This is a genomic window from Lacrimispora sphenoides JCM 1415 (genome assembly GCF_900105615.1).
GTDB classification, from domain to species: domain Bacteria; phylum Bacillota; class Clostridia; order Lachnospirales; family Lachnospiraceae; genus Lacrimispora; species Lacrimispora sphenoides.
Map to the genome: position 1 here is coordinate 98,611 of NZ_LT630003.1, position 23,182 is coordinate 121,792.

Consider the following 23,182-nt stretch of genomic DNA (forward strand, 5'->3'; position numbering starts at 1 on the left):
ATTCGGTACCTATCTATGGGACCTGGTTAATAAAATACACCTTGGTATTTTTCTGTTTTATGAGAAATAAAAAAGAGATGCCGTAAGAGACCAGGTCTGTTCTGACTGGTGAATCAAACGGCATCTCCTTTCCTCTTTCCCGCCCATGCTTTCTGGGCATATAGGTATGCCTGGAAGGTATTCCTCTTTCTAGCCCGTGCTATCTGGGCTTAAAGATATGCCCGAAGGGCGCTTCCTTTGCAGGTTATTCTACAAAGTTAATTTTTGTCTTTTCAAGCTTTAAGTCAACCGTAGGATTGTTATTATCCTGGGAAGGCTGTACAAGTTCGATCTTACCTTCTTTTAACTGAGTAAAGATTGCATCATAATCCTGCTGTGTGAACTTGGTGAATTTGGAAGTTTCCATTGGAAGTCCGATACCATTGTTCTTTGCTGAGAAGATGCTGGTTTTTCCGCCTGGGAAAGAATTGTCATAGAATGCCTTTACTCCATCGTAAACGGAAACGGACAGTTCTTTCATTGCTGAGGTAATAACAGTATTGGATTCATAGCTCTGGTCAACGTCAACGCCGATAACCTTTGTGCCTTTTTCTTCAGCAGCAGCCATAACGGAGTTACCAACTGCGCCTCCGCATCCAAAGATCACTTCGGTTCCGTTCTGGTACCAGGAAGCAGCCATTGACTGAGCTTCCGGTGTAGCGGCAAATGCTCCTGTGTAGTTGTACATGATTTCTATGTTGTCGATTCCCAATTCCTTAGCTGCAACGTCAGCACCTTCTGCAAATCCGTAGCCGTAACGGATAACTGCAGGAACTGCCATACCGCCTAAGAAGCCAAGCTTTGTATGGCCGTCTTTCACTGCTGCATAGCCTGCTAAGAATCCAGGCTCGTCTTCCTGGAAGAGGATCGGCATTACATTAGCCTCTGTTCTGAATTCTGAATAATCACCATTGTGAGGTTCGCCATCCAGAAGGATGAAATGAACATCTTTGTGCTGATCCTGGGCAAGGAATACAGGCTCTTCAAATAAGAATCCGGGGCAAACAACTAACTTGGCGCCGCCTTCGATGGCAAGGCCGATGGTCTCAAGATAGGAATCAGTGGTACCTTCCTGGGGCTGGTAGTACTTGTAGGAAATATTGTTTTCCTCCGCATACTTCTTCATGCCTTCCCAAGCGCCCTGGTTAAAGGACTTATCATCAATGGTTCCTAGGTCTGTAACCAATGCAAGCTCATACCCGTTGTCAGATTTTTCTGAAGCTGCGGCTGTTGTCTCTGCCGTTTTTTCAGCAGCAGTTGTGGTTTCCGGTGCAGCTGTGGTAGCGCCGCCTTGATTGGAAGATCCACATCCACTTAATGCTGCAGTCATCATGACTGCCATTGCTAATGCTAATGCTCTCTTTTTCATAATCTTTTTTTTCCTCCTGTTTTTGATTAATTTTCAGAGATACCACTAATGTATCACATTTTCGTTCTGGAAACAATCTCATTTGGTGTTATTTTACAGAAAAAATCAAAAAACAATCGAGCATTTTATGGAATATATTCCTAAACCTTTTACTATGGACGGATATTCTCTGATTTTACTTGTTATTTAAAAGAAAAATGATAGAATGTTTAAAGAATTGAAAAGGAGGATTTTTATGAAAAAGACAAATTTACTGGAAGAACCGGTGAAGAAGTTATTTTTAAGGTATCTGATGCCATCCATCAGTGCCACTCTGGTTACTTCTCTATATATATTGGCGGACACTCTGATGATCGGACGGGGAGTAGGAGCCATCGGCATTGCTGCCTTAAACCTTCTTCTGCCCTTATATAGTCTGTTTTTCGGAACCGGCATGCTGTTTGGCGTAGGCGGAGGCGTGCTTTTGTCTATTTCCAAGGGAAAAGGAGATGAGCATGGGGCCAGGGAATATTTTACGGCTGCACTCTGCTTGGCGGCAGCTGCCGGTGTGGTCTATGTGGCGGCTGGGCAACTGCTGTTTGATCCTGTGACAAAGTTTCTGGGGAGAAACGAAACCATGGACCTTTATGTCAGGGAATACGGAAGGATACTGGTATGGGGGGCGCCCGTATTCCTTCTTTCTTCTTTCCTGCAGGCCTTTGTCAGAAATGACAGAGCTCCTAAAATGGCCATGATTGCCGTGATCTCCGGCGGTGTCACCAATGTGATCCTGGATTATGTTTTCATCTTTCCTATGAAGATGGGAATGGCAGGAGCGGCGGCTGCCACTGTGATCGGCTCCTGCCTGACCCTTGGCATCCTGCTTACCCATTTATTTTCCAAGGGAAGTTCCTTAAGAATTGTCCTTGGCTTCAAATGGAGAAAAGCAGGGGAAATCGTGGTAAACGGCCTTTCCAGCTTCTTATTAGAAACATGCAGCGGAATCGTCATGTTTTTATTTAACCGCCAGCTTTTGGCTTACGTTGGTGATCTTGGAGTGGTGGTGTACGGCATCATATCCAACAGTGCTTTGATCGTTGCTTCTATTAATAATGGTATCTCACAGGCCTCCCAACCCATTCTGGCCATGAATTACGGGGCAGGAAAAATGGAGAGGTTAAAGGAAACACGCCGAATGGGAGAACTGGCCGTATGCGTTGCCGGAGCGCTGTTTGTGGGAGTGGGTATGCTTTTCCCGGTTATGGTAACAGAAGCCTTTGTAAAGCCTGCAGATGAGATTTTAGCCATGTCGGTTCCCGCTGTCAGGATTTACTTCCTGTCATTTCTTCCCATGGGATTTAATATTTTGTTCAGCACCTGGTTCCAGTCGGTATTAAGGCCGGGAAAGGCCTTGTTCATCTGCCTGATGCGGGGACTTGTCTTAAGCAGCGTTCTTGTATTTCATCTTCCAATGGCATTTGGGGTAAACGGGATCTGGTCCGTCATGCCGGCGGCAGAATTTTTGACGCTGGGGATCTGCCTGGTATTGCTGAAAGAAAAAAGACCTGTTTTGTCTGAAAATTCTTAAATTTGTTTTGTGAAATTTTGGGGGTAAAACATGGATTCCCAGGTATAAAATTCGCATATGCGAACTAAAATCGCATATCGGAAAATGACTGAATATGGAAGTACTTTCATGGTAATTGTATCGAAAAAAGAGCTAATTTTTGGGAATAATTAAAGAAACCCCCTTTACTAGCGTATGAATTATGCTATAATATTTGCAGGGCTTTTTTGCAAATGTATCCGGCAGAAAAGCTGGACAACCAACACAATTTGAGGAGGAAATTTACTTATGGCAAGAAAATGGGTTTATTTGTTTACCGAAGGTAATACAAGCATGAAAAACCTGTTAGGAGGAAAAGGCGCCAACTTGGCAGAGATGACAAACTTAGGCCTTCCGGTTCCCCAGGGATTTACCATAACAACAGAGGCTTGTACTCAGTATTATGATGACGGCGAGAAGATTAACGATGAGATCATGGACCAGATCATGGAACACATCACTAAGATGGAAGAGATCACCGGAAAGAAGTTCGGCGATAAGGAAAATCCTCTTCTGGTTTCTGTTCGTTCCGGTGCAAGAGCATCCATGCCAGGTATGATGGACACCATCTTAAACCTTGGTTTGAATGAAGAAGTAGTGGAAGTTCTGGCAGCAAAATCCGGTAATCCCCGTTGGGCATGGGATTGTTACCGCAGATTTATCCAGATGTTCTCCGACGTCGTTATGGAAGTGGGCAAAAAGTTCTTTGAAGAGCTCATCGATAAGATGAAGGAAGAAAAAGGAATCACAGAGGACGTAGATTTAACAGCTGAGGATTTAAAGGAACTTGCAAGACAGTTCAAGGCTGAGTATAAGGAAAAAATCGGTGCTGATTTCCCGGCAGATCCAAAGCTACAGCTGATGGAAGCGATCAAGGCTGTTTTCCGTTCCTGGAACAACCCGAGAGCAAACGTTTACCGCCGCGACAACGATATCCCATATTCCTGGGGTACTGCTGTTAACGTTCAGATGATGGCGTTCGGAAACATGGGCGAGACCTCCGGTACCGGTGTTGCATTTACCCGTGACCCAGCAACCGGTGAACGGCACCTTATGGGTGAGTTCTTAATGAACGCACAGGGTGAGGACGTAGTTGCCGGTATCCGTACACCGCAGAAGATTGACCAGTTGAAGGAAGTTATGCCGGAAGCCTATGAGCAGTTCGTTGGAATCTGCAATAAGCTGGAAGATCACTACAGAGATATGCAGGATATGGAATTTACCATTGAAGATAGAACCCTTTACATGCTTCAGACCCGTAACGGCAAGAGAACAGCTAAGGCAGCTTTAAAGATTGCTTGTGATCTGGTTGATGAAGGCATGATTACAGAGGAAAAGGCAGTTAAGATGATCGATCCAAGAAACTTGGATACCTTACTCCATCCTCAGTTTGATACAGATGCATTAAAGAAGACAGAACCGATCGGAAAGGCTCTGGCAGCATCTCCGGGAGCTGCATGCGGTAAGATCGTATTTACAGCTGACGATGCAAAAGCATGGCATGAAAGAGGCGAGAAGGTTGTTCTGGTTCGTCTTGAGACCTCTCCGGAAGATATTGAAGGAATGAAGGCCGCTCAGGGTATCTTAACCGTACGCGGTGGTATGACTTCTCATGCAGCAGTTGTAGCACGTGGAATGGGTACATGCTGTGTATCCGGCTGTTCCGAAATCATTATGGATGAAGAGAACAAGAAATTCGTCCTGTCAGGCAAGGAATATCATGAAGGAGACTTCTTATCCCTTGATGGATCTACCGGAAAGATCTATGACGGAATCATTCCTACAGTAGATGCAGCCATTATCGGTGAATTCGGAAGAATCATGGCATGGGCAGACAAGTACAGAAGGCTGAAAGTAAGAACCAATGCTGATACACCAGCTGATGCAAGAAAAGCAAGAGAACTGGGCGCAGAAGGAATCGGCCTTTGCCGTACCGAGCATATGTTCTTTGAAGGAGACAGAATCGACGCATTCCGCGAGATGATCTGCTCCGATACCGTTGAGGAAAGAGAAGCAGCTCTTGAAAAGATCCTTCCTGTACAGCAGGATGACTTTGAAAAGCTTTACGAAGCATTGGAAGGCAATCCTGTTACCATCCGTTTCTTAGATCCACCTCTGCATGAGTTCGTTCCAACAGAGGAAGATGACATTAAGAAACTGGCTGATACCCAGGGCAAGACTGTTGCTCAGATCAAGAGCATCATCGATTCCTTACACGAGTTCAACCCAATGATGGGACATCGTGGATGCCGTCTGACCGTTACCTATCCTGAGATCGCAAAAATGCAGACAAAGGCAGTGATCCGTGCAGCCATCAACGTTCAGAAGGCACATTCTGACTGGAACGTTTGCCCGGAAATCATGATTCCGCTGATCTGTGATGAGAAGGAATTAAAGTTTGTTAAGAAGATCGTAGTTGAAACTGCTGACGCAGAGATCGCCGCAGCAGGAAGCAACTTAAAATATGAAGTAGGTACCATGATCGAGATCCCAAGAGCATGCCTGACCGCTGATGACATTGCCAAAGAGGCTGAATTCTTCTGCTTCGGAACCAATGACTTAACTCAGATGACCTATGGCTTCTCCCGTGACGATGCAGGCAAGTTCTTAAATGCTTACTATGACACCAAGATCTTCGAGAATGACCCATTTGCAAAACTGGATCAGACCGGTGTAGGCAAGCTTATGGAAACAGCAATCAAGTTAGGCAAGGGCGTTCGTCCGGAGATGCATGTTGGTATCTGCGGCGAGCACGGCGGAGATCCTTCTTCCGTAGAGTTCTGCCATAAGATTGGTCTGGATTATGTATCCTGTTCTCCATTCCGTGTGCCGATTGCTAAACTGGCAGCAGCACAGGCAGCACTTAACAATTAAAGAAAACAACTATATAGGATAGTCAAAGGGGGTCGTGGTATCGGCAGTTTCGTACACGGCCCCTTTTGATGTTTAAAATACTATAAAGAGTGCAACATATCAGAAAAGCTGCTCAATCTGGCCATACGGTATAGATCTTGCAGCTTTTTTGATGTTCTTATATAATTGACAGTTGATATGCCTATGATTCCAGATCAGATTTCAGAAGTTCATTATACTTCTCAATAATCCGGTAAAAGGCGTCTAAGTCTGACTCACCGCACTGTTCGATCAGATAGGAGGTGGTCTGTGTGATGTCTGCTACATCGTAAGCTTTGTGAACCGAGGAAAGTCTCTGACCCTTTTCTGTCACGTATAAGCATACGGATTTTTCATTATTCTCCTTGTAGCGTTTTTCTATATATCCGGAGTCGACTAGCTTCTTGATGACCTGGGAAATGGCACTTTTGCTTTTGTGCCATATCTTTGACAGCTCAGTGGCGGTAATCCCGGGGGAGTCGTCAATGTAGGTAAGGGTGTGTATCTCCATCATGTTAAAGTTTTCATTCTCATATGTATGATGGGCATAGATGTAATTGTGATATAAGATGACAAATTCATACAAGGTATCTGCCCGTGCATTCAACTTTTGATATGCGCTGTTTATATCTGAAATATGACTCATATAAATGCTCCTGTTCCAATTGATGATGTTTGTACATGTAATAGTACCATATATAGTATAGGGCTTCAATATATTATTTCAAACAAAGCGGGAAATATAGTTAAGTGAATAAACCATAAAAATAAGAAAGTAAACAATTTATGTGAAAACTGCCCTAATTATTAAAAATGTATTAAAAATATATTGACAATATATACTATGTATTTTATAATATAGTTCAGTTGGTGAACTATATTTTGCAACAACTTGCTTATACTACGAAAAGGATGGTATTTTCATGGACATTGAGAAGTTCTGTAGGGAAAATTGTGTGGAACGACGGGGAACAGGTACATTAAAGTGGGACTCACTTCAGGAAATTTTTGGAGATGCAGACCTGCTTCCCCTATGGGTTGCCGATATGGAGATCCAGTCGCCGGCAGCAGTAAGGGAGGCTCTGGTGAAGCGCGTGGAGCACGGCGTGTTTGGCTATGGCACAGTGGAGGAAGCGTTTTTTGATTCTTTCTTTGCATGGCAGAAGAAGCATCATAATGTAGAACTTGCCAGGGAAGATATAAGGTTTGCTACCGGGGTGGTGGGATCCTTATATGCGGCTGTAAGGGCATATACCAAAGAGGAAGCGTCCGTTATTATCTGCCCTCCTGTATATTACCCATTTTATGATGCCATACTGAACACTGGAAGAAAGCTTGTAACCTGTGAACTTGATAACAACAACGGTTATTATACCCTGGATTTTGAAAAGTTTGAAAAGGAAATCATGGACAACAAGGCAGAGATGTTCATCCTGTGTTCCCCCCATAACCCTGTAAGCCGGGTATGGTCAGAGGAGGAGCTGGATACCATGTTCAATATCTGCCGCAGACATGGGGTGCTGGTGGTTTCCGATGAGATTCATCAGGATTTTACCTATGAGGGGAAGAAGTTCGTATCATCCGCCCTGGTCGGGGACGGTAAGTATAAGGATATTCTGATTACCTTAAATGCAGGTTCCAAGACATTTAACTTAGCCGGGTTGATTCACTCCCATGTAATCATATTTGACAAACCGTTGATGGAAACCTATGATGCATACATCAAAAGCATTGGTTCACCGGAAGTCAACCTCATGGGTATTGCAGGAGTGGAGGCCGCTTTCCGGGGAGGAGAAGAATGGCTGGAGAATGTGAAGGCACTGATTATTCATAATTACAATTATATGAGACAAGAGTTTTTAAGAGAGCTTCCAGAGATTGTGGTTACACCTCTTGAAGGAACCTATCTGTCCTGGATTGATTTAAGAGGCTATCTAACAGGGGAAGAGACTGCCGGCTTTATCCAGAACAAGTGCCGTCTTGCCTGCGACGTCGGTGAATGGTTCAGCCTCATGGCACACGGATTTATCCGGATTAACCTGGCTACTGATACAAAGCATGTTGTTACTGCTGTTGAGAGCATTATTAAAAACATTAAAGAAAAGGTGGGGGAATAAATGGCTGTTTATATAAGTGTAATCTGTTTTTTAATCTATCTGGGTGTTCTGTTTGTATTACAGAAAAAAGGCAAATCTTTTAATGTACGTGTAATAGCCGGTCTGTTCGGCGGTATTATATTTGGTGCGATCTTAAAGACGGTGGCAGATGATGCAGCGGTTTCTGAGAGTCTGCGCTGGATCAGCCTGGTGGGTACTGCATATACCAAGCTTTTAAAGATGATGGTGATCCCGTTGATTTTTGTATCCATTGTGTGTGCTATCATAAACCAGAAGTCAGGCAAGAACCTTGGTAAGATTACAGCTCTTGTACTGGTAATTCTCCTTTCAACGGCAGCAATTTCAGCAGTGGTAGGCGGTGTTACAGCTGCGGCATTTGGTGTCAGCGCGGAGGGACTGGAGATTGGCGAGGCTGAGAGTAAGAAGACTTCCCAGCTGGAAGAGAAGGCTAAGGAGGGCCTTTCCATTGAAGATACCATTATTGATATCATTCCATCCAACCCGATCTATGCCCTGACCGGACAGGGTAGCAATGCAACTCTTTCCGTGGTGCTCTTTGCAGCATTCCTGGGAATCGGAGTGATCGGGGTACGGACCTATGCCCCGGAACAGGCAGAATTTTTCGGGAAACTAATGAATTCGCTGAATACCTTGGTGGTGGAAGTGGTCATGATGATAATTATGCTGACGCCATTCGGCATCTTTTCATTGATGACCAAGACCATTGCAGGAAGTGACTATACCAGTATCCTGCGGCTTGTAACCTTTGTTCTTGCTTCCTATACAGCTATATTTATCATGTTCATCATTCACGGACTGATACTGGCTGCAGTGGGAGTCAGCCCTCTTACATATTTTAAGAAGGCCATGACAACCCTTGTATTTGCTTTTACCTCCCGTACCAGTGCAGGAACCCTGCCGCTGACCATCAGGACCTTAACAGATGAGATGGGTGTGGATAACGGAGTTTCCAACTTGGCAGGTTCCCTCAGTACCTCCATCGGACAGAACGGCTGCGCAGCTATTTATCCTGCCATGCTGGTAGTCATGGTGGCTCCTGCTGTGGGCCAGCAAATTACTCCTTCTTTCTTTATTCTGATGGTAGTCATCATCACGTTTGCTTCCATTGGTATCGCCGGTGTAGGCGGCGGCGCAACCTTTGCAGGTATCACCGTGTTATCCGCACTTGGACTCCCGGTTGGCCTCGCAGGTCTGCTGGTAGGAATTGAGCCTGTCATCGACATGGCCAGGACTGCCCTGAATGTCAGCGATGGTATGGTGACCGGTTTAGTAGCTGCAAAACTGACCAATAATATAGATATGACAGTATATAATGACAAGTCGCTGAACCTGGAAAAGAAGCCGGCTTCAGCAAAGGGAAATTCATAAGAAAATAAATACAAAGGATGTGTGATCATGGGTAAACGTGTTCTTATTGTGGGAGGTGTTGCCGGCGGTGCTTCCGCCGCAGCCAGAATCAGGCGTCTGGATGCAGATGCGTCCATAACCATATTTGAACGGGGAGAGCATGTATCCTTTTCCAACTGCTCACTTCCCTATTATTTAAGCAGGACCGTGGAGGATAAGGAATATCTGGTGCTGATGACTCCGGAGGGATTTGAGAATTCCTATGATATCGAGGTGCGTGTTAACAGTGAGGTGTGCGGCATTGACCGCACCCTTAAGAAAATACGTATTAAAGACAGTGTATCCGGCCGGGAATATGAAGAATCATATGATGAGCTGGTGCTTTCGCCAGGATCATATCCTATCCGTCCTAAGTCAATCGTGGGAGTGTCACTCCCTCATGTATTCACAGTGCGCAATGTGAATGATATTGCAGATCTGGACCAATATGTTGCCAGAGAAGAAATACGCAGTGTGGTTGTAATCGGAGGCGGCTTTATCGGCCTTGAGGTGGCAGAAAATCTGAAATCTGCAGGAAAGCAGGTAGCTGTGGCAGAGGCTGCCAGCCAGATCATGGCTCCTTTTGATCATGATATGAGCCAGATTCTGCAGAAAGAGCTCTATGATCAGGGTGTGGAACTGGCTGTGGGTGACGGTGTTAAGGCTATCACAGAGGATACGGTAATCTTAAACTCTGGCAGGGAGCTGCCCTGCGATGCAGTGGTGCTCTCCATTGGTGTACTGCCGGAGACAGAGCTGGCGAAGCAGGCAGGCCTGGAAATCGGTGAGACCGGTGCAATCAAGGTCACACCGGATTACCGCACCAGTGACCCGCATATCTATGCAGTGGGCGATGCCATCGAAGTATACCAGCGTCTGACCCACAGACCAACCAGGCTCCCTCTGGCTGGTCCGGCTCTGCGCCAGGCAAGGGCAGCCGCTGATGCCATGTATGGCATGTCCACCAGGAATAACGGAGTCATTGGTTCCTGTGCTGTCAGGCTGTTCGAGTTGAACGCTGCTGCCACAGGTTTGAATGAGAGAACCGCAAAAGCAAATAATATACCATGTGATTCTGTCTACACCATGGCCATGGATAAGGTAGGCCTGATGCCCGGCAGTTCTCCCATGCACTTTAAGCTTGTTTTCGAGGTACCCACAGGAAGGGTCCTGGGAGCCCAGGCCATCGGCAAGGGCAATGTAGACAAACGGATCGACGTTATCGCAACCCTTATTGCCATGAACGGAACACTGGAGGACTTAAAAGAACTGGAACTCTGCTACTCACCGGTGTTCGGCACAGCAAGGGATGTGGTTAATCTGTCTGCACTGGTGGCACTCAATGTCCTGCACGGTGTCTCGAAACAGGTTCATGTAAGTGAAGTGCGGGAACTGGTGGAGAGCAAAGCATGCATCATCGATGTGAGAGGCCGTGATGAGTTTGAGATGGGACATCTCATTGGAGCCGTGAATATCCCCTTAGGTGAACTCAGGCAGCGTGTATCGGAAATTCCTCATGACAGGCCGGTATACTTACACTGCAGAACCAGCCAGAGAAGCTATAATGCATCCATGGCGTTAAAGGGCCGTGGTTTTGACAATATCATTAATATTTCCGGTTCCTTCCTGGGAATCAGTTATTATGAATACTTTACGGATATGACTACGGGACGGGAGAAGATACTAACGGAATATAATTTTTTATAAAAGTCGTATATAAAAACAGACGGTATGCCTGAGATGAGGGGCATACCGTCTGTTTTTATGGGTCGTGATCAGCAGCTTGCAGCTTGTTAAGTTTACTTAAAGCCCTGCCCGCCTCCGTAAAGAAGATTGTATGGTTTTCCTGCCTATAAAGATATTAAGGAGAATTATGGAAGAGAAAAAATTGGCTATACTTTCTATATAATTCAAATATAGCAGGAAAAATGGAGGAACGTATATGAGAATTCCAAAGCACATTGGGATCATACCAGACGGCAACCGCCGCTGGGCCCTTGGAAAAGGAATGGGAAAAGAGGCAGGCTATGACAATGGAATATCCCCTGGAATGGTCCTTTACCACCTTTGCAGAAAACTTGGGATTAATGAAATGACCTTTTATGGCTTTACCGTGGACAATACAAAGCGTCCCTCAATTCAGAGGGAAGCCTTTTCAAAGGCATGCGTAAAAGCCGTAGAGGAATTGTCAAAGGAAGATGCCGAGCTTTTGGTTCTGGGAAAAACAACGTCAGCCATGTTTCCGGAGGAGCTGAAGCCATATACCAACAGGCATCAGTTCGGCAATGGAGGAATGAAGATCAACTTTCTGGTCAACTACAGCTGGGAGTGGGATCTGGGACTTCATGACGGAGCAATAGGCCCTAAATTAAAAACCGCCGATGTTTCCAGGATCGATCTGGTGATCCGGTGGGGAGGCCGCAGAAGGCTGTCCGGTTTCTTGCCGGTACAGTCTGTTTACTCAGATATGTATGTAATTGATGATTACTGGCCGGATTTTACGCCTCAGCACGTATACGATGCGATAGAATGGTATTCCAGGCAGGACGTGACTCTGGGAGGGTGAAGATACACAGATCGGACTGTTCGATTTCATAGCAAAAGAATATGGTTACTAAAATTTGGCATACTACTTACGGAATAATATTTTGATGGAGGTAATTATGCCAGAGACGGTTTTAGAAAAAACAGAAGGTCGGGTAAGCTATCATGACTCCGTGGAAGAGATGCTGGTCAGGATAAGAGATGACGGATTATCAAGCGTATTTTCCAGATGGGACGAGCAGGAAAAAATACGATGCAAATTTTGCCTGCAGGGACTAAGCTGTCAATTATGTACCAATGGACCTTGCAGAATCAATGAACAAAAAGGACCGGAAAAAGGTGTTTGCGGAATTGGGGCCGATGCCATGGCCATGAGAAATCTTCTCATGAGAAATATTATGGGCGCGGCCACCTATGCCCATCATGCTTACGAGGCCTTCCGCACCTTAAAAGAAACAGGAAAAGGCAATACCGTTTTTCAGATTGCGGACGTTAACAAATTAAAATGGATGTGTGAAAAAACCGGGATCAATACAAACCAGGATGTGAACCAGATGGCTGTCTGCCTGGCAGAATTTCTTGACCGGGAGATGAAAATAAGCCCTGACGAGAAAAGTGTTATGGTGGAAGTCTTTTCACCAAAAAAACGAAAAAAGATCTGGGAAGACTTACACATTTATCCATCAGGCGTTGAACACGAAGTACAGAACAGCATTGCAAGCTGCCTTACCAATGTAGATGGCGACTACGTTTCCCTGGCTACAAAAGCCCTGCGCTTAGGTCTTTCCACGATTTATACTGCGCAGATTGGTCTTGAAATGACCCAGGATATATTATTTGGAACGCCGATGCCTCATGAAGTGGATGTGGATTTGGGAATTATGGACCCTGACTATGTAAATATTGCATTTAATGGACATCAGCCCTGGATTGGGGTTGCTGCTTTACAGATGGCAAGGATGCAGAAGTATCAGGATATGGCAAAGCAGGCCGGAGCAAAGGGAATTCACATCGTAGGTTCCATTGAGACCGGACAGGAATTGCTGCAACGGTTTGAAATGGATGATGTGTTCGTGGGCCTTATGGGAAACTGGTTATCCATTGAACCGTTTTTAGCAACAGGAACGGTGGATGCATTTGTAATGGAAGAAAACTGTTCTCCTCCTGCCATTGATCAATATGCGGAAAAGTATCAGGTAGCACTTGTAAGTGTCAGCACAATTATCGGTGTTCCCGGCACAGAGCATAAGATGCCATATTATCCGGGTAAGGCAGAGGAAATGGCGGAGACGTGCATTAACGTTGCCATTGAGAACTTTAAGAAAAGGCATGAAAAGATCAAGCCTATGGTGCCAAAATACAAGCAAAAAGCCATTGCCGGATTTTCCACGGAAGCAGTGTTAAATGCAATTGGAAATGATTTAAATAATCTGGTGGATGTCATCGCAAAAGGCCAGTTAAAAGGAATTGTTGCCCTGGCAAACTGTTCCACATTGAGAAACGGGCCTCAGGATTGGAATACGGTAAATTTAACAAAAGAACTGATTAAAAAAGACATCCTTGTAGTTGCAGGAGGCTGCGGAAACCATGGATTAGAGGTTGCAGGAATGTGCAATTTAGACGCCATCGATCAGGCAGGAGAAGGACTGCAGGGAGTGTGCAGGGCGTTGGGAATTCCCCCGGTGCTAAGCTTTGGAACCTGCACGGATACAGGAAGGATTTCCATGCTTGTAACGGCCCTGGCCGACCATCTGGATGCCGATATTTCTGACCTTCCTATTGCAGTGACAGCACCGGAATGGATGGAACAGAAGGCAACCATAGATGGCTTATTTGCCATAGCATACGGAGCCTATACCCATCTTTCTCCCACTCCCTTTATCACTGGCGCACCAAAGCTTGTAAAGCTGCTCACAGAAGATGTAGAGGGCCTGACCGGCGGAAAAGTTGCGTTAGGTGATGACCCGGTACAGGTAGCCAATGATATTGAAGATCATATCATGAAAAAAAGACGGAACATGGGCTTGAATTAGATTCCAAGCGGAAAATGAAATGACCCCGGAAAATGAAAAGACAAGAATCAATGGCTTTGCAGACAAAGAAGGCTTCGGCATTTTTGCTGAGGCCTTCTTTTTGTATTGGGCAGCCAGAATTGGTGTTTAGCCACTGTGCTTCCATATTTTTCTTGTTAGAAGCAGGGTGAAATAAGGCTGCTCCCCCGCTAATGAGAATTATTTCACTTTTCATTTTTCCTGTCTCCTTGTATAATTATTATATTTCCATCGTATAGCAGATATAGGAAGAAGGAGGAGTCTTACGTGACACAACGGAAAAAGGACCTGGAATTTTTAAAAACCACAGAATTATTCCAGGGAATGAATGTGGGAGGGATGGAGTATGGAATGTGCAATTTAAAAAAAGGCAGCCTGGTCAGCAACCGTTATCAGGGAGAGAAATCCATCGGTATTGTAGTAACCGGCGAGATTACCGTCTCTTCGTTCACCCCGGATGGAAAAGAATTAACCTTGAGACAGATTTACCCGAAAGACTGTTTTGGGATCTGCACGGTTCTTACTCAAGCCGAGATGCCCAACACACTGCAGTGCATGTGCCCCACTACCGTACTGTACATAAAGAAAAGTGAACTTTTAAAGGTGTTAAAGAGGGATCCGGAGCTGATGCTTCATATCATGACGATCTTTAATAAAAAGATACTATTTCTGCAGAAGAAAGTCGAAATGCTTAATACAACCTCTGCCAAAGCCCGGCTAGCTGATTATTTAGTGAGTCATGCCAACAGCAATGGAGTGGTTTCCCTGCGAACGGGAAAGACTGGATTATGTTCCTGTCTGGGAATCAGCCGTGCAACCTTGTATCGGGAACTGGACAACTTCCGCATTTCCCAGGCAATCGAGTATACGGAACAGAAGATTGTAATCAGGGATGTATCTCATTTGAGACAGTTTTCCCAGTGTCATCTTGACTCCAAGGCGGCTTCATGTTAGTATGCAGGAGTTAGCTATAACTAACTAAAGGCGAATGAAGGAGAGTCAAATATGTTAAAGATTGCAGTATATGGGAAGGGAGGAATTGGCAAAAGCACAACCACCTCAAACCTGACAGCAGCCTTGTCTGACATGGGATATCGGGTGATGCAGATCGGCTGTGATCCAAAAGCAGATTCCACTCAGAATCTGACATTGGGAAAACCGGTAAAGACAGTTTTGGATGCAATAAAGGAAAAGTCGGATCATGTGGAGCTTTCAGATATTGTATTTCCTGGTTATAACGGGGCGTTATGCGTGGAAGCAGGAGGACCGACTCCTGGAATTGGCTGCGCGGGGCGCGGTATTATTACCGCTTTTGAACGGTTGGAAGCATTAAATGCTTATGAGATCTACAAGCCGGATATCATACTTTATGATGTTCTTGGTGACGTGGTATGTGGAGGCTTTGCCATGCCCATTCGGGGCGGTTATGCGGAACATGTATTTGTTGTTACTTCGGGTGAGAAGATGTCCCTTTATGCTGCCGCTAATATAGTCAGTGCTGTTGGACAATTTTCAAAGCGGGGATATGCCCGGTATTCCGGTATCATTTTAAACTCAAGAAATATTGAAAAAGAACAGGAACTGGTATCTGAATTTGCAGAGGAAAGCGGCGGGAAGATCGTGCGGATTCTGCCTCGTGACGGAATTGTACAGGAGGCAGAGCATCAGAAGAAAACTGTTGTGGAAGCATTTCCGGACAGTGCCATGGCAGAAGAATACCGTACATTAGCCAAATCGATTCTGGAGGTGTGCGGTCATGAAAACTGATTGCAGTACGCTTCATTATACATCGCCTGCCCACGGCGGGTGGGGGGTGGTCCGTCTGGCTATGCTAGTTCCGGAAAGTTACCAGCTGTTTGTTTGTCCCTTTGCCTGTGGGAGGCATGGGGCGCTTGGAGCCATCGGACATGGCTTAAAAGACCGGCTCTCCTATTTATACATTGATGAAAGTGATATTGTAACGGGAGGATATGAGGATTTAATTCCAGAAGCGGTGGCAGAACTCCTGGAGACACTGGAGAAAAAACCGAAAGTTCTAATGATTTTTGTCAGCTGCCTGGATGACCTGCTGGGAACAGACCATGAGTCCATACTGGCTGTTTTGCGGGAACAGCATGAAGATGTTCGGTTTACTTTCTGCCATATGAACCCGATTACCCTGGATACGGACAATCCTCCTCCGGTCAATATCCGCCGGAAGATGTACGGTCTCTTGGAACCGTTGGAAGGAAAGATGCGGCAGGTCAATCTCATTGGGAATCCGGTGCAGATCCGGCCGGAATCTGAATTGTTTGCATTTTTGCAGGCGATGGGAATCCATCAGGTCAACCATATTGCACAGTTTGAAACCTTTGAAGCATACAAACAGATGGCGGCTGCCAAATGGAATCTGGTGACAGCCCCGCCGGGAGTGAAGGCGGCCATGGACATGAAGAAACGGCTGAATATTGACTTTGAGTTAGCTTATACTAACTACCGGGAGGAAGATATATTAAATACTTACGAACGGCTGATGGAAAAGCTGGCGGACAAAGAGAATGTCCGGTTTGATCTGGAGCCATACCAAAGAAAGGCAAGACAGGCAGTCGTGGAGGCAAAAGAGGCAGCCCGGAACAGACCGGTCTTTATCGATGATACGGCTGTGATATTTCCTTTTGCGGCAGCCAGGGCATTCATTGAGGCAGGTTTCCATGTGGCTGGAATTTTTGCCCGGACCGTTGGGGAAGCAGAAAAGAAACATGCGGACTGGATCCATGAACATATGCCGGAAATTCAGATTATAAATCCGATCGGCTATGATATTCCTTCAAAGATCGGAGTATTTCCGGAGGATGGCATTGCCATTGGCTTTGAAGCCGCATATGTTACCCGTTCCCGCCATGTGTATGGTCTGGTTAACAATGAAGGGAACTTTGGATTTGACGGTATCATCCGGCTGATGCAGGGAATCGTCCATGCGGTCCAGGTGGAAGAAGACTTGGAAACGCTGATAAAAAATTATGGGTTGGTGATATGATGCATAAACTTTCGATACAACTGCCTCCCTTTGCTCCTGATTATTCCGGTGTATGCTCTGCCCTGTTTGCGTTGGGCGGCCTGCTGGTAATTCATGATGCTTCCGGCTGCACGGGGAATTATACCGGTTATGATGAACCCAGATGGTATGATTCCCGCAGCCTGTTGTACTGTTCAGGACTCAGGGAAATGGATGCGATCCTAGGCAATGATGAAAAATTTATACAAAAGATAGAAAATGCCGCAAATAATCTGAAGCCAAACTTTCTTTGCTTTCTTGGAAGTCCGGTTCCTATGGTTATTGGAACGGATCTGGAGGGAATAGCGGCAGAACTGGAAGAGCGTACCGGAATTCCTTCTATCGGACTGGCAACAACCGGTTTGCATTACTACGATAAAGGGATCTCAGATGCTTACATAGCTTTTGCAAAAAAGTTCTTTCCGTCACCGCAGGAGGTCAGCCCGTCAGGGGACAGTATCAATATTCTGGGATTAACACCCCTTGATTTCTCCAACAACAGCAATGCAGTTGACTTGATTGGCGAGCTGGAGAAACGGGGCTTTACCATTCAGGCGGATTTCTCTATGATATCTGATTTCCATAAGGTTTGCCAGGCACCGTCTGCCGGTGTAAACCTGGTGGTGTCAAAGAGCGGTCTTGGCCTGGCAGAATATATGAAAAAACGATATCAAATTCCTTACGTGACAGGGGTTCCGGCCGGGGAGCCGGCGGCGGACCGTTTGGCAGCAATGCTGAAAGAAACAATGGAAGATAAGCAGGAGAGGGTATTGGAAACGGCAGCAAATGAAACGAGTCAGATTCTGATGATCGGTGAAGAGGTTCTGATCCGGTCGCTGGCGTTTCATCTTCAGGAAGAGATGGGAATAAGGGATATTCAGCCGGCGGTTTTATTCGGAGGAACACAAGGAGTGTACCGGCAGGCCAGCCTTTCCTTAAATAGTGAGAGTGATATCAGAAAACTGGTGAACAGTGGAAGTTATCATACCATTATAGCTGATCCGCTGATCCGGCAGTTGATCCGGGAAAAAGAAAATGTGCGATTCATTGAGCTGCCTCATGTGGCGGTTTCCAGCAAGGTATGTTGGGACCATGCACCTCAGCTCATGGGAAAACGATTGAGTGGAAGCTTATTTAGCTTTCAATGATACGAAGAAGGGAGAAATGAAAAGATGAAAAAAACAGTAACGCGTGTATTGAGCATGGCTCTGTGCCTGGCTGTATTATCCGGCTGTACGGCTAAGTCAGCTTCCACGGAGACTCCGGCCTCAGCAGCCGGAGAAGCGGCGTCAGCGGAAGACAAACCGGAGGCCGGGAAAGAGGAAGAACCCGCACCGGCAGCCGGCGAGACCAAGACGATCATTGACCAGGGCGGTAATGAGGTGGTCATTCCGGTTAATATTGAGCGTGTGGCGATTGCGTCTTTATGGCCGCTGCCGTCGGTTTATGTATTGTATCAGGGGTCAGGCGCAAAACTGGTGGGCATGCATCCGGCTTCTAAAAGTGCGGCAGAACATTCTTTGTTGATGAAAGTGGCTCCTGAATTAAAGGATGTGGATACTTCCTTTATTCAGGGCGGTGAAGTCAATGTGGAAGAACTCATTAAACTGAAGCCTGATGTGATCTTTTACAATGCCAACAATGCAAAAGAAAGAGAAGTGCTGTTAAAAACCGGTATACCGGTGGTTGGCTTCAGCACTTCCATTGCCGGGTTTGATACGGTGGAAACAGTGAACCAATGGGTCGAACTGTTGGGAGAAATATTTGATGAGCCGGATAAGGTAGCCGGTATTACTGATTACGGACGTGAAGTGGCTGCTGATATTGAAAAACGCTTAAAGGATGTAAAAGAGGAAGATAAACCGAAAGTAATGATTATTTATCATTATAAAGACGGGGTATTCCAGACCTCCGGCAATCAGTTCTTCGGTCAGTACTGGTGCGATGCAACCGGAGCCATCAGCGTATCAAAAGATATTCCCGGGTCAGGCGTGGATCTGACCATGGAACAGATCTATGAGTGGGATCCGGATATTATCTATGTAACAAACTTCAGTCCCTACCTGCCTCAGGATTTTTATGACAACAGCATTGAAGGATTTGACTGGAGTCCGGTTAAGGCCGTACGGGAACATAAAGTTTATAAATTCCCTCTGGGAATGTACCGCTGGTTCCCGCCGTCTTCCGATTCTTCTCTTTGCCTTTATTGGATGGCCCAGAAAAATCACCCGGAAGTTTTTGCGGACCTTGATTTGAACCAGACAATTAAAGACTTTTATCTGAAGTATTATTATGTAGAGCTAACGGATGAAGAGGTGGAAGGCATATTTAATCCTCCCCGTGAAGCAGCAGACGGAGTATAAACATGTTGATGAAACGATATGGAACCGGAACCAGGATCTTACTGATCCTGGCTCCGGTGTTAACGGCCCTGATCTGTCTGGGCATCGGACGCTATTCTTTTAATCTGGCTGACATCTGTAAACTGTTATATACCTATGCGGTTTCCGGAAAAGATGCCATCGAACCTCAGGCATACAGTGTTGTATTCAATATCCGGCTGCCAAGAATCATACTGGCAGTTCTTTGCGGAGCAGGGCTGGCTGTCTCGGGAGCGGCTTTTCAGCCCTTATTTTCCAATGCGCTGGCGACTCCGGATACTCTGGGGGTGGCACAGGGAGCATGTTTTGGTGCGGCACTGGCCCTTTTATTTTCTGACAGTCTTTTATGGGTTCAGCTGGTGGCCCTGGTATTTGGCCTGATTGCGATTATGCTTACTTATTCCATCAGCAAGGTTAAAGGTCAGTCTTCCACGTTTATGATCATTCTGGCGGGAATCGCGGTTTCTTCTCTTTTTACTTCCCTGGTATCCCTGGTTAAATATGTGGCTGATCCGGAATCTCAGCTGCCAACCATTACCTACTGGCTGTTAGGAAGTATGGCCGGAATTACCTACAAGAGTCTGGCTATCGGAGGTCCCTTGATCTGCGGGGGAATTCTGATAATTTACCTGCTTCGCTGGCGGTTGAATATCCTGTCAATGTCTGAGGATGAAGCAAGGTCCATGGGAATTGACTTAAGAAAGCTTCGCATTATTATTATTCTGGCAGCAGCATTGATTACAGCCTCCTGCGCCTCCATGTGCGGACGGATCGAGTGGGTGGGGCTATTGATTCCCCATGGGGTCCGGATGTTATTTGGAAGCAATAACGAACGGGTCATTCCAGCCAGCATCAGTCTGGGCGCAGTATTTATGCTGGTTATGGATACGACTGCCAGGGCTGCAACGACTGCTGAAATTCCCCTGTCGATCCTGACGGCAGTGATCGGAGCCCCGGTATTTATTCTATTGCTGAGAAAGACAGGAGGAGGATGGCTGTGATTTTTGAAGTAAAGAAAGGCTGCTTTGGATATAAGGCAGGGGAAGAAATTTTAAAAGAAATCACATTCCGGCTTCAGGATGGAGAAGTACTGGCTATCCTGGGACCAAACGGCGTAGGCAAAACCACGCTGCTTCGCAATATGATGGGACTGCTGAAATGGAAATCAGGCGGAAGCTATCTGGATGGAACATGTCTGGCGGAAATGTCTGTAAAAGATGTCTGGCAGACAATCGCCTATGTTCCCCAGGCGAAAGCGTCGCTTTTTTCTTATACGGTAGAAGAGATGGTCTTACTGGGACGCAGTGCCCATATCGGAAATTTCAGCCGTCCGAAAAAGGTGGATGTGGAAATTGCCGATGAGGCGATCCGGAGTGTTGGAATTGATTATTTAAGAGGGAAGCTGGTGAGCCGGATCAGCGGCGGAGAGCTTCAGATGGTTTTAATTGCCCGGGCCCTGACTGCAAAACCCCGGATACTGGTGCTGGACGAGCCGGAGAGCAATCTGGATTTTAGAAACCAGCTGATTATTCTGGATACAATCCGCCGCCTTGCGGATGAAAAGAACATATCCTGTATTTTTAATACCCACTACCCGGCACATGCGCTAAAGATATCCGATAAGGCATTGATTTTGAACCGCAGCGGAAAAAGTATATTTGGCAAAGTGGATGAAGTAGTATCGAAAGAACATATGGAAGAGGCATTTGGGGTAAAGGTTCTGATCAATGAAATTGAAGAAGAAGGGCATCGTTTTAAATCCGTAACTGCCCTGGCATTAACCTGACATGCTTCAAAGACTAATAGAAGGCTTCGGCATTTTTGCTGAGGCCTTCTTTTTTGCCGGACTGATTGAAAATATTATCCTTATTTATAAATTATGTTATAATACAAAAAAGAAGAGATTTGGAAGATTTTAACAAAGGGGGAACATGGCTTGATCAAATATTTGGTAAACAGATACAGAGGATGGGGGATTGCCAAAAAAACATTGATCATCCTGCTTTTTGTCTCAATCGTCCCTGTCATGGTAATCGAAATCATAACCTGTATCATAGCCGCCAACACCATAAAAAAGCAGATGGATATTCTGGTGGAAAGCAATATGAAATTATCCCAGAAAGGGCTGGAAGATTTCTTTTCCGAATATGACAGCATCATCATGTCTATTTATACGGAAAATGAATATGCCCTAAAGCTGGAAAAGCTGAATGTATGGGACTCCAGGAATTACTATCTGTTAAAGAAGCAGCTGGAAGAAGATCTGGAAAATATCTCCTATCTTCATCCGGAAATATTGGGGATTGCGGTGGTGACACAGAAAAAGGAATGCATCCTGTACGATTCCATTACCAACAGCACCATGGACAGCTATTGCTTTCCGGAAAAGGATAAAAGCTGGCTGGCTGTGACCGATGAGACCTTTCATAACACCCAGACCGTTTATTCCCATGTCATAAACCGGGAGGAGGCAAACGGGACAAAAAGAAATATCATCTATCTGGGACATCGGATTGCGGATATTAATAATTACAGACAAGGAACGGTTGGAAGCATACTGATCTGCCTTGACGAAACCAATATCCGGGAAACCTATTCCCAGGAAAACGAAAGCGAAATCAATGTATCCTTTCTTTGTGATGCCAATGGAAGCATCCTTTCCAGTACCAGGGCGGATTTAATAGGGACAGGCATCTTTGAAGAATGGGAAGACTCCAGAGAGGAGCTGTTTTCCCAGCCGGAACTTAAGATCAGGCAGGCGGCGGAAACCCATCAGATCATGAACAACGGATATTACAGCATTTACACAAAGCCTGTGTTAAAAAACCAGTTTGTCCTGGTCAGCCTCCGGGATTACAGAGAGCCTTTAAAGGATTTTAAATATATCTTTGAGGTGATCATTCTGCTTACGATATTGATTATCATTACCAGCATTCTTATTATGATCCAGTTTGCAGGTTCCTTACAGGTCTGTGTTGAAAAGATCACCTCTGCCATGGACAGAGCCTATAAGGGGGATTATACGGTACAGATCGAGCACACCTGGCGGGATGAGTTTGGAAAGATTGCAAGGCACTTCAATCATATGGTACAGAAGATTGACCAGTCCGGAAAGATAGAAAAGGAAGCCCTTCTCCGTGAGAAAAATGCGGAATTAAAGGCTTTGGAGGCCCAGATCAACCCTCATTTTCTTTATAATACCCTGGATGCCATCAACTGGATGGCCATAGAAAATGAACAGTTTTTAATCAGTAAAATGCTTAAAAATCTTGGATCCATCCTGCGTTACAGCGTACATAAAAGCAATGGTGTGGTAAGTGTGAGAAGTGAACTTGAATATTTAAAGCAGTATATCTTTCTCCAGCAGCAAAGGTTTTCCTTTTCCTTTCACTGTATTATGGATGTGGATGAGGAGGTCCTGGATTTAAAGATGCACAAGCTGTTGTTCCAGCCTCTCATTGAGAATGCCATTATCCATGGATTTCCAGGTGATACCGGGCAGGATATGCTTACGGTATCCATCAGAAAGAAGGGAGATAAGCATCTGGTGGTTAAAGTGGAGGACAATGGAAAAGGCATGGATGGGGAACTGGTCAGGGAACTGAATCACTATGATTATTCAAGCGGCACCATAGAGGGAAGCATCGGAGTACGGAATGTGATTATGAGGATCAAATACTATTATGGAGAAGAAGGGCATTTCTTTATTGAATCAAATGACAGGGGAACCCAAATAACGGCTGAGATTTTGTTTGAAGAATAG

General features: G+C 45.5%; 19 protein-coding genes. 15 read left to right on the top strand and 4 right to left on the bottom strand.

Annotated elements, in window-relative coordinates; all coding sequences use genetic code 11:
• Positions 1-13: 13 nt before the first annotated feature.
• The gene (locus BMX69_RS24295) at positions 14-160 is read right to left on the bottom strand and encodes a hypothetical protein (protein ID WP_166433158.1); all 147 of its coding nucleotides are present in this window, start codon (positions 158-160) and stop codon (positions 14-16) included.
• Positions 161-244: 84 nt separating this feature from the next.
• A complete protein-coding gene (locus BMX69_RS00405) occupies positions 245-1,408 on the bottom strand; it encodes a BMP family lipoprotein (protein WP_054790635.1) in 1,164 nt (387 codons plus the stop codon).
• A gap of 235 nt (positions 1,409-1,643) precedes the next feature.
• On the opposite strand from BMX69_RS00405, the gene BMX69_RS00410 reads away from it, so the two are divergent.
• The gene (locus BMX69_RS00410) at positions 1,644-2,975 is read left to right on the top strand and encodes an MATE family efflux transporter (RefSeq protein WP_100041227.1); all 1,332 of its coding nucleotides are present in this window, start codon (positions 1,644-1,646) and stop codon (positions 2,973-2,975) included.
• A 267-nt stretch (positions 2,976-3,242) separates the two neighbouring features.
• Positions 3,243-5,867, top strand: a complete 2,625-nt coding sequence (gene ppdK / locus BMX69_RS00415; RefSeq protein WP_054790636.1) for a pyruvate, phosphate dikinase — start codon at positions 3,243-3,245, stop codon at positions 5,865-5,867.
• Between the two features lie 181 nt (positions 5,868-6,048).
• On the opposite strand, the gene BMX69_RS00420 is transcribed toward ppdK, so the two are convergent.
• Entirely contained in the window at positions 6,049-6,531 is a 483-nt protein-coding gene (locus BMX69_RS00420; protein ID WP_054790637.1) for a MarR family winged helix-turn-helix transcriptional regulator, read from the bottom strand.
• A 277-nt stretch (positions 6,532-6,808) separates the two neighbouring features.
• Here BMX69_RS00420 and BMX69_RS00425 point away from each other — a divergent pair, with 277 nt between their 5' ends.
• The 5 genes from BMX69_RS00425 to cooS all read left to right on the top strand — a co-directional run bounded on the left by BMX69_RS00425 (position 6,809) and on the right by cooS (position 13,986).
• Positions 6,809-8,002 (top strand): MalY/PatB family protein, encoded by a 1,194-nt coding sequence (locus tag BMX69_RS00425; protein ID WP_100041228.1) that lies wholly within the window; start codon positions 6,809-6,811, stop codon positions 8,000-8,002.
• Complete coding sequence (locus BMX69_RS00430; protein ID WP_100041229.1) at positions 8,003-9,391, top strand: cation:dicarboxylate symporter family transporter; 1,389 nt, start codon at positions 8,003-8,005, stop codon at positions 9,389-9,391.
• 27 nt (positions 9,392-9,418) lie between these two features.
• Positions 9,419-11,116 carry an FAD-dependent oxidoreductase gene (locus tag BMX69_RS00435; protein ID WP_100041230.1) on the top strand — a complete coding sequence of 566 codons (1,698 nt, stop codon included), beginning with the start codon at positions 9,419-9,421 and terminating at the stop codon, positions 11,114-11,116.
• Between the two features lie 235 nt (positions 11,117-11,351).
• Positions 11,352-11,975, top strand: coding sequence for an undecaprenyl diphosphate synthase family protein (locus tag BMX69_RS00440; RefSeq protein ID WP_025231599.1), 624 nt, complete (start codon positions 11,352-11,354; stop codon positions 11,973-11,975).
• 97 nt (positions 11,976-12,072) lie between these two features.
• On the top strand, positions 12,073-13,986 hold the full coding sequence (gene cooS / locus BMX69_RS00445; RefSeq protein ID WP_100041231.1) for an anaerobic carbon-monoxide dehydrogenase catalytic subunit: 1,914 nt from the start codon (positions 12,073-12,075) through the stop codon (positions 13,984-13,986).
• Here cooS and BMX69_RS24010 read toward each other — a convergent pair.
• On the bottom strand, positions 13,952-14,200 hold the full coding sequence (locus BMX69_RS24010) for a hypothetical protein (protein ID WP_147297044.1): 249 nt from the start codon (positions 14,198-14,200) through the stop codon (positions 13,952-13,954). The genes cooS and BMX69_RS24010 overlap by 35 nt on opposite strands.
• A gap of 71 nt (positions 14,201-14,271) precedes the next feature.
• Here BMX69_RS24010 and BMX69_RS00450 point away from each other — a divergent pair, with 71 nt between their 5' ends.
• The 8 genes from BMX69_RS00450 to BMX69_RS00485 all read left to right on the top strand — a co-directional run bounded on the left by BMX69_RS00450 (position 14,272) and on the right by BMX69_RS00485 (position 23,182).
• The gene (locus BMX69_RS00450; protein ID WP_054790638.1) at positions 14,272-14,958 is read left to right on the top strand and encodes a Crp/Fnr family transcriptional regulator; all 687 of its coding nucleotides are present in this window, start codon (positions 14,272-14,274) and stop codon (positions 14,956-14,958) included.
• A 51-nt stretch (positions 14,959-15,009) separates the two neighbouring features.
• Positions 15,010-15,771 (top strand): nucleotide-binding protein, encoded by a 762-nt coding sequence (locus BMX69_RS00455; protein WP_054790639.1) that lies wholly within the window; start codon positions 15,010-15,012, stop codon positions 15,769-15,771.
• Positions 15,761-17,020: a nitrogenase component 1 gene (locus BMX69_RS00460; RefSeq protein WP_100041232.1), complete on the top strand. Its 1,260-nt coding sequence runs from the start codon at positions 15,761-15,763 to the stop codon at positions 17,018-17,020. Before BMX69_RS00455 ends, BMX69_RS00460 begins: the two co-directional genes overlap by 11 nt.
• Positions 17,017-18,186 carry a nitrogenase component 1 gene (locus BMX69_RS00465; RefSeq protein ID WP_100041233.1) on the top strand — a complete coding sequence of 390 codons (1,170 nt, stop codon included), beginning with the start codon at positions 17,017-17,019 and terminating at the stop codon, positions 18,184-18,186. Before BMX69_RS00460 ends, BMX69_RS00465 begins: the two co-directional genes overlap by 4 nt.
• Before the next feature lie 24 nt (positions 18,187-18,210).
• Positions 18,211-19,401 (top strand): ABC transporter substrate-binding protein, encoded by a 1,191-nt coding sequence (locus tag BMX69_RS00470; RefSeq protein WP_054790643.1) that lies wholly within the window; start codon positions 18,211-18,213, stop codon positions 19,399-19,401.
• 2 nt (positions 19,402-19,403) lie between these two features.
• Positions 19,404-20,420, top strand: coding sequence for a FecCD family ABC transporter permease (locus BMX69_RS00475; protein ID WP_100041234.1), 1,017 nt, complete (start codon positions 19,404-19,406; stop codon positions 20,418-20,420).
• Positions 20,417-21,205: an ABC transporter ATP-binding protein gene (locus tag BMX69_RS00480; protein ID WP_100043732.1), complete on the top strand. Its 789-nt coding sequence runs from the start codon at positions 20,417-20,419 to the stop codon at positions 21,203-21,205. The genes BMX69_RS00475 and BMX69_RS00480 overlap by 4 nt, the downstream gene beginning before the upstream one ends.
• 150 nt (positions 21,206-21,355) lie before the next feature.
• The gene (locus tag BMX69_RS00485) at positions 21,356-23,182 is read left to right on the top strand and encodes a sensor histidine kinase (protein ID WP_100041235.1); all 1,827 of its coding nucleotides are present in this window, start codon (positions 21,356-21,358) and stop codon (positions 23,180-23,182) included.

Coding starts and splice junctions, on each gene's coding strand:
- BMX69_RS24295 (WP_166433158.1), bottom strand. CDS start 160: ATGCCCAGAAAGCATGGGCGGGAAAGAGGAAAGGAGATGCCGTTTGAT.
- BMX69_RS00405 (WP_054790635.1), bottom strand. CDS start 1,408: ATGAAAAAGAGAGCATTAGCATTAGCAATGGCAGTCATGATGACTGCA.
- BMX69_RS00410 (WP_100041227.1), top strand. CDS start 1,644: ATGAAAAAGACAAATTTACTGGAAGAACCGGTGAAGAAGTTATTTTTA.
- ppdK (WP_054790636.1), top strand. CDS start 3,243: ATGGCAAGAAAATGGGTTTATTTGTTTACCGAAGGTAATACAAGCATG.
- BMX69_RS00420 (WP_054790637.1), bottom strand. CDS start 6,531: ATGAGTCATATTTCAGATATAAACAGCGCATATCAAAAGTTGAATGCA.
- BMX69_RS00425 (WP_100041228.1), top strand. CDS start 6,809: ATGGACATTGAGAAGTTCTGTAGGGAAAATTGTGTGGAACGACGGGGA.
- BMX69_RS00430 (WP_100041229.1), top strand. CDS start 8,003: ATGGCTGTTTATATAAGTGTAATCTGTTTTTTAATCTATCTGGGTGTT.
- BMX69_RS00435 (WP_100041230.1), top strand. CDS start 9,419: ATGGGTAAACGTGTTCTTATTGTGGGAGGTGTTGCCGGCGGTGCTTCC.
- BMX69_RS00440 (WP_025231599.1), top strand. CDS start 11,352: ATGAGAATTCCAAAGCACATTGGGATCATACCAGACGGCAACCGCCGC.
- cooS (WP_100041231.1), top strand. CDS start 12,073: ATGCCAGAGACGGTTTTAGAAAAAACAGAAGGTCGGGTAAGCTATCAT.
- BMX69_RS24010 (WP_147297044.1), bottom strand. CDS start 14,200: ATGAAAAGTGAAATAATTCTCATTAGCGGGGGAGCAGCCTTATTTCAC.
- BMX69_RS00455 (WP_054790639.1), top strand. CDS start 15,010: ATGTTAAAGATTGCAGTATATGGGAAGGGAGGAATTGGCAAAAGCACA.
- BMX69_RS00460 (WP_100041232.1), top strand. CDS start 15,761: ATGAAAACTGATTGCAGTACGCTTCATTATACATCGCCTGCCCACGGC.
- BMX69_RS00465 (WP_100041233.1), top strand. CDS start 17,017: ATGATGCATAAACTTTCGATACAACTGCCTCCCTTTGCTCCTGATTAT.
- BMX69_RS00470 (WP_054790643.1), top strand. CDS start 18,211: ATGAAAAAAACAGTAACGCGTGTATTGAGCATGGCTCTGTGCCTGGCT.
- BMX69_RS00475 (WP_100041234.1), top strand. CDS start 19,404: ATGTTGATGAAACGATATGGAACCGGAACCAGGATCTTACTGATCCTG.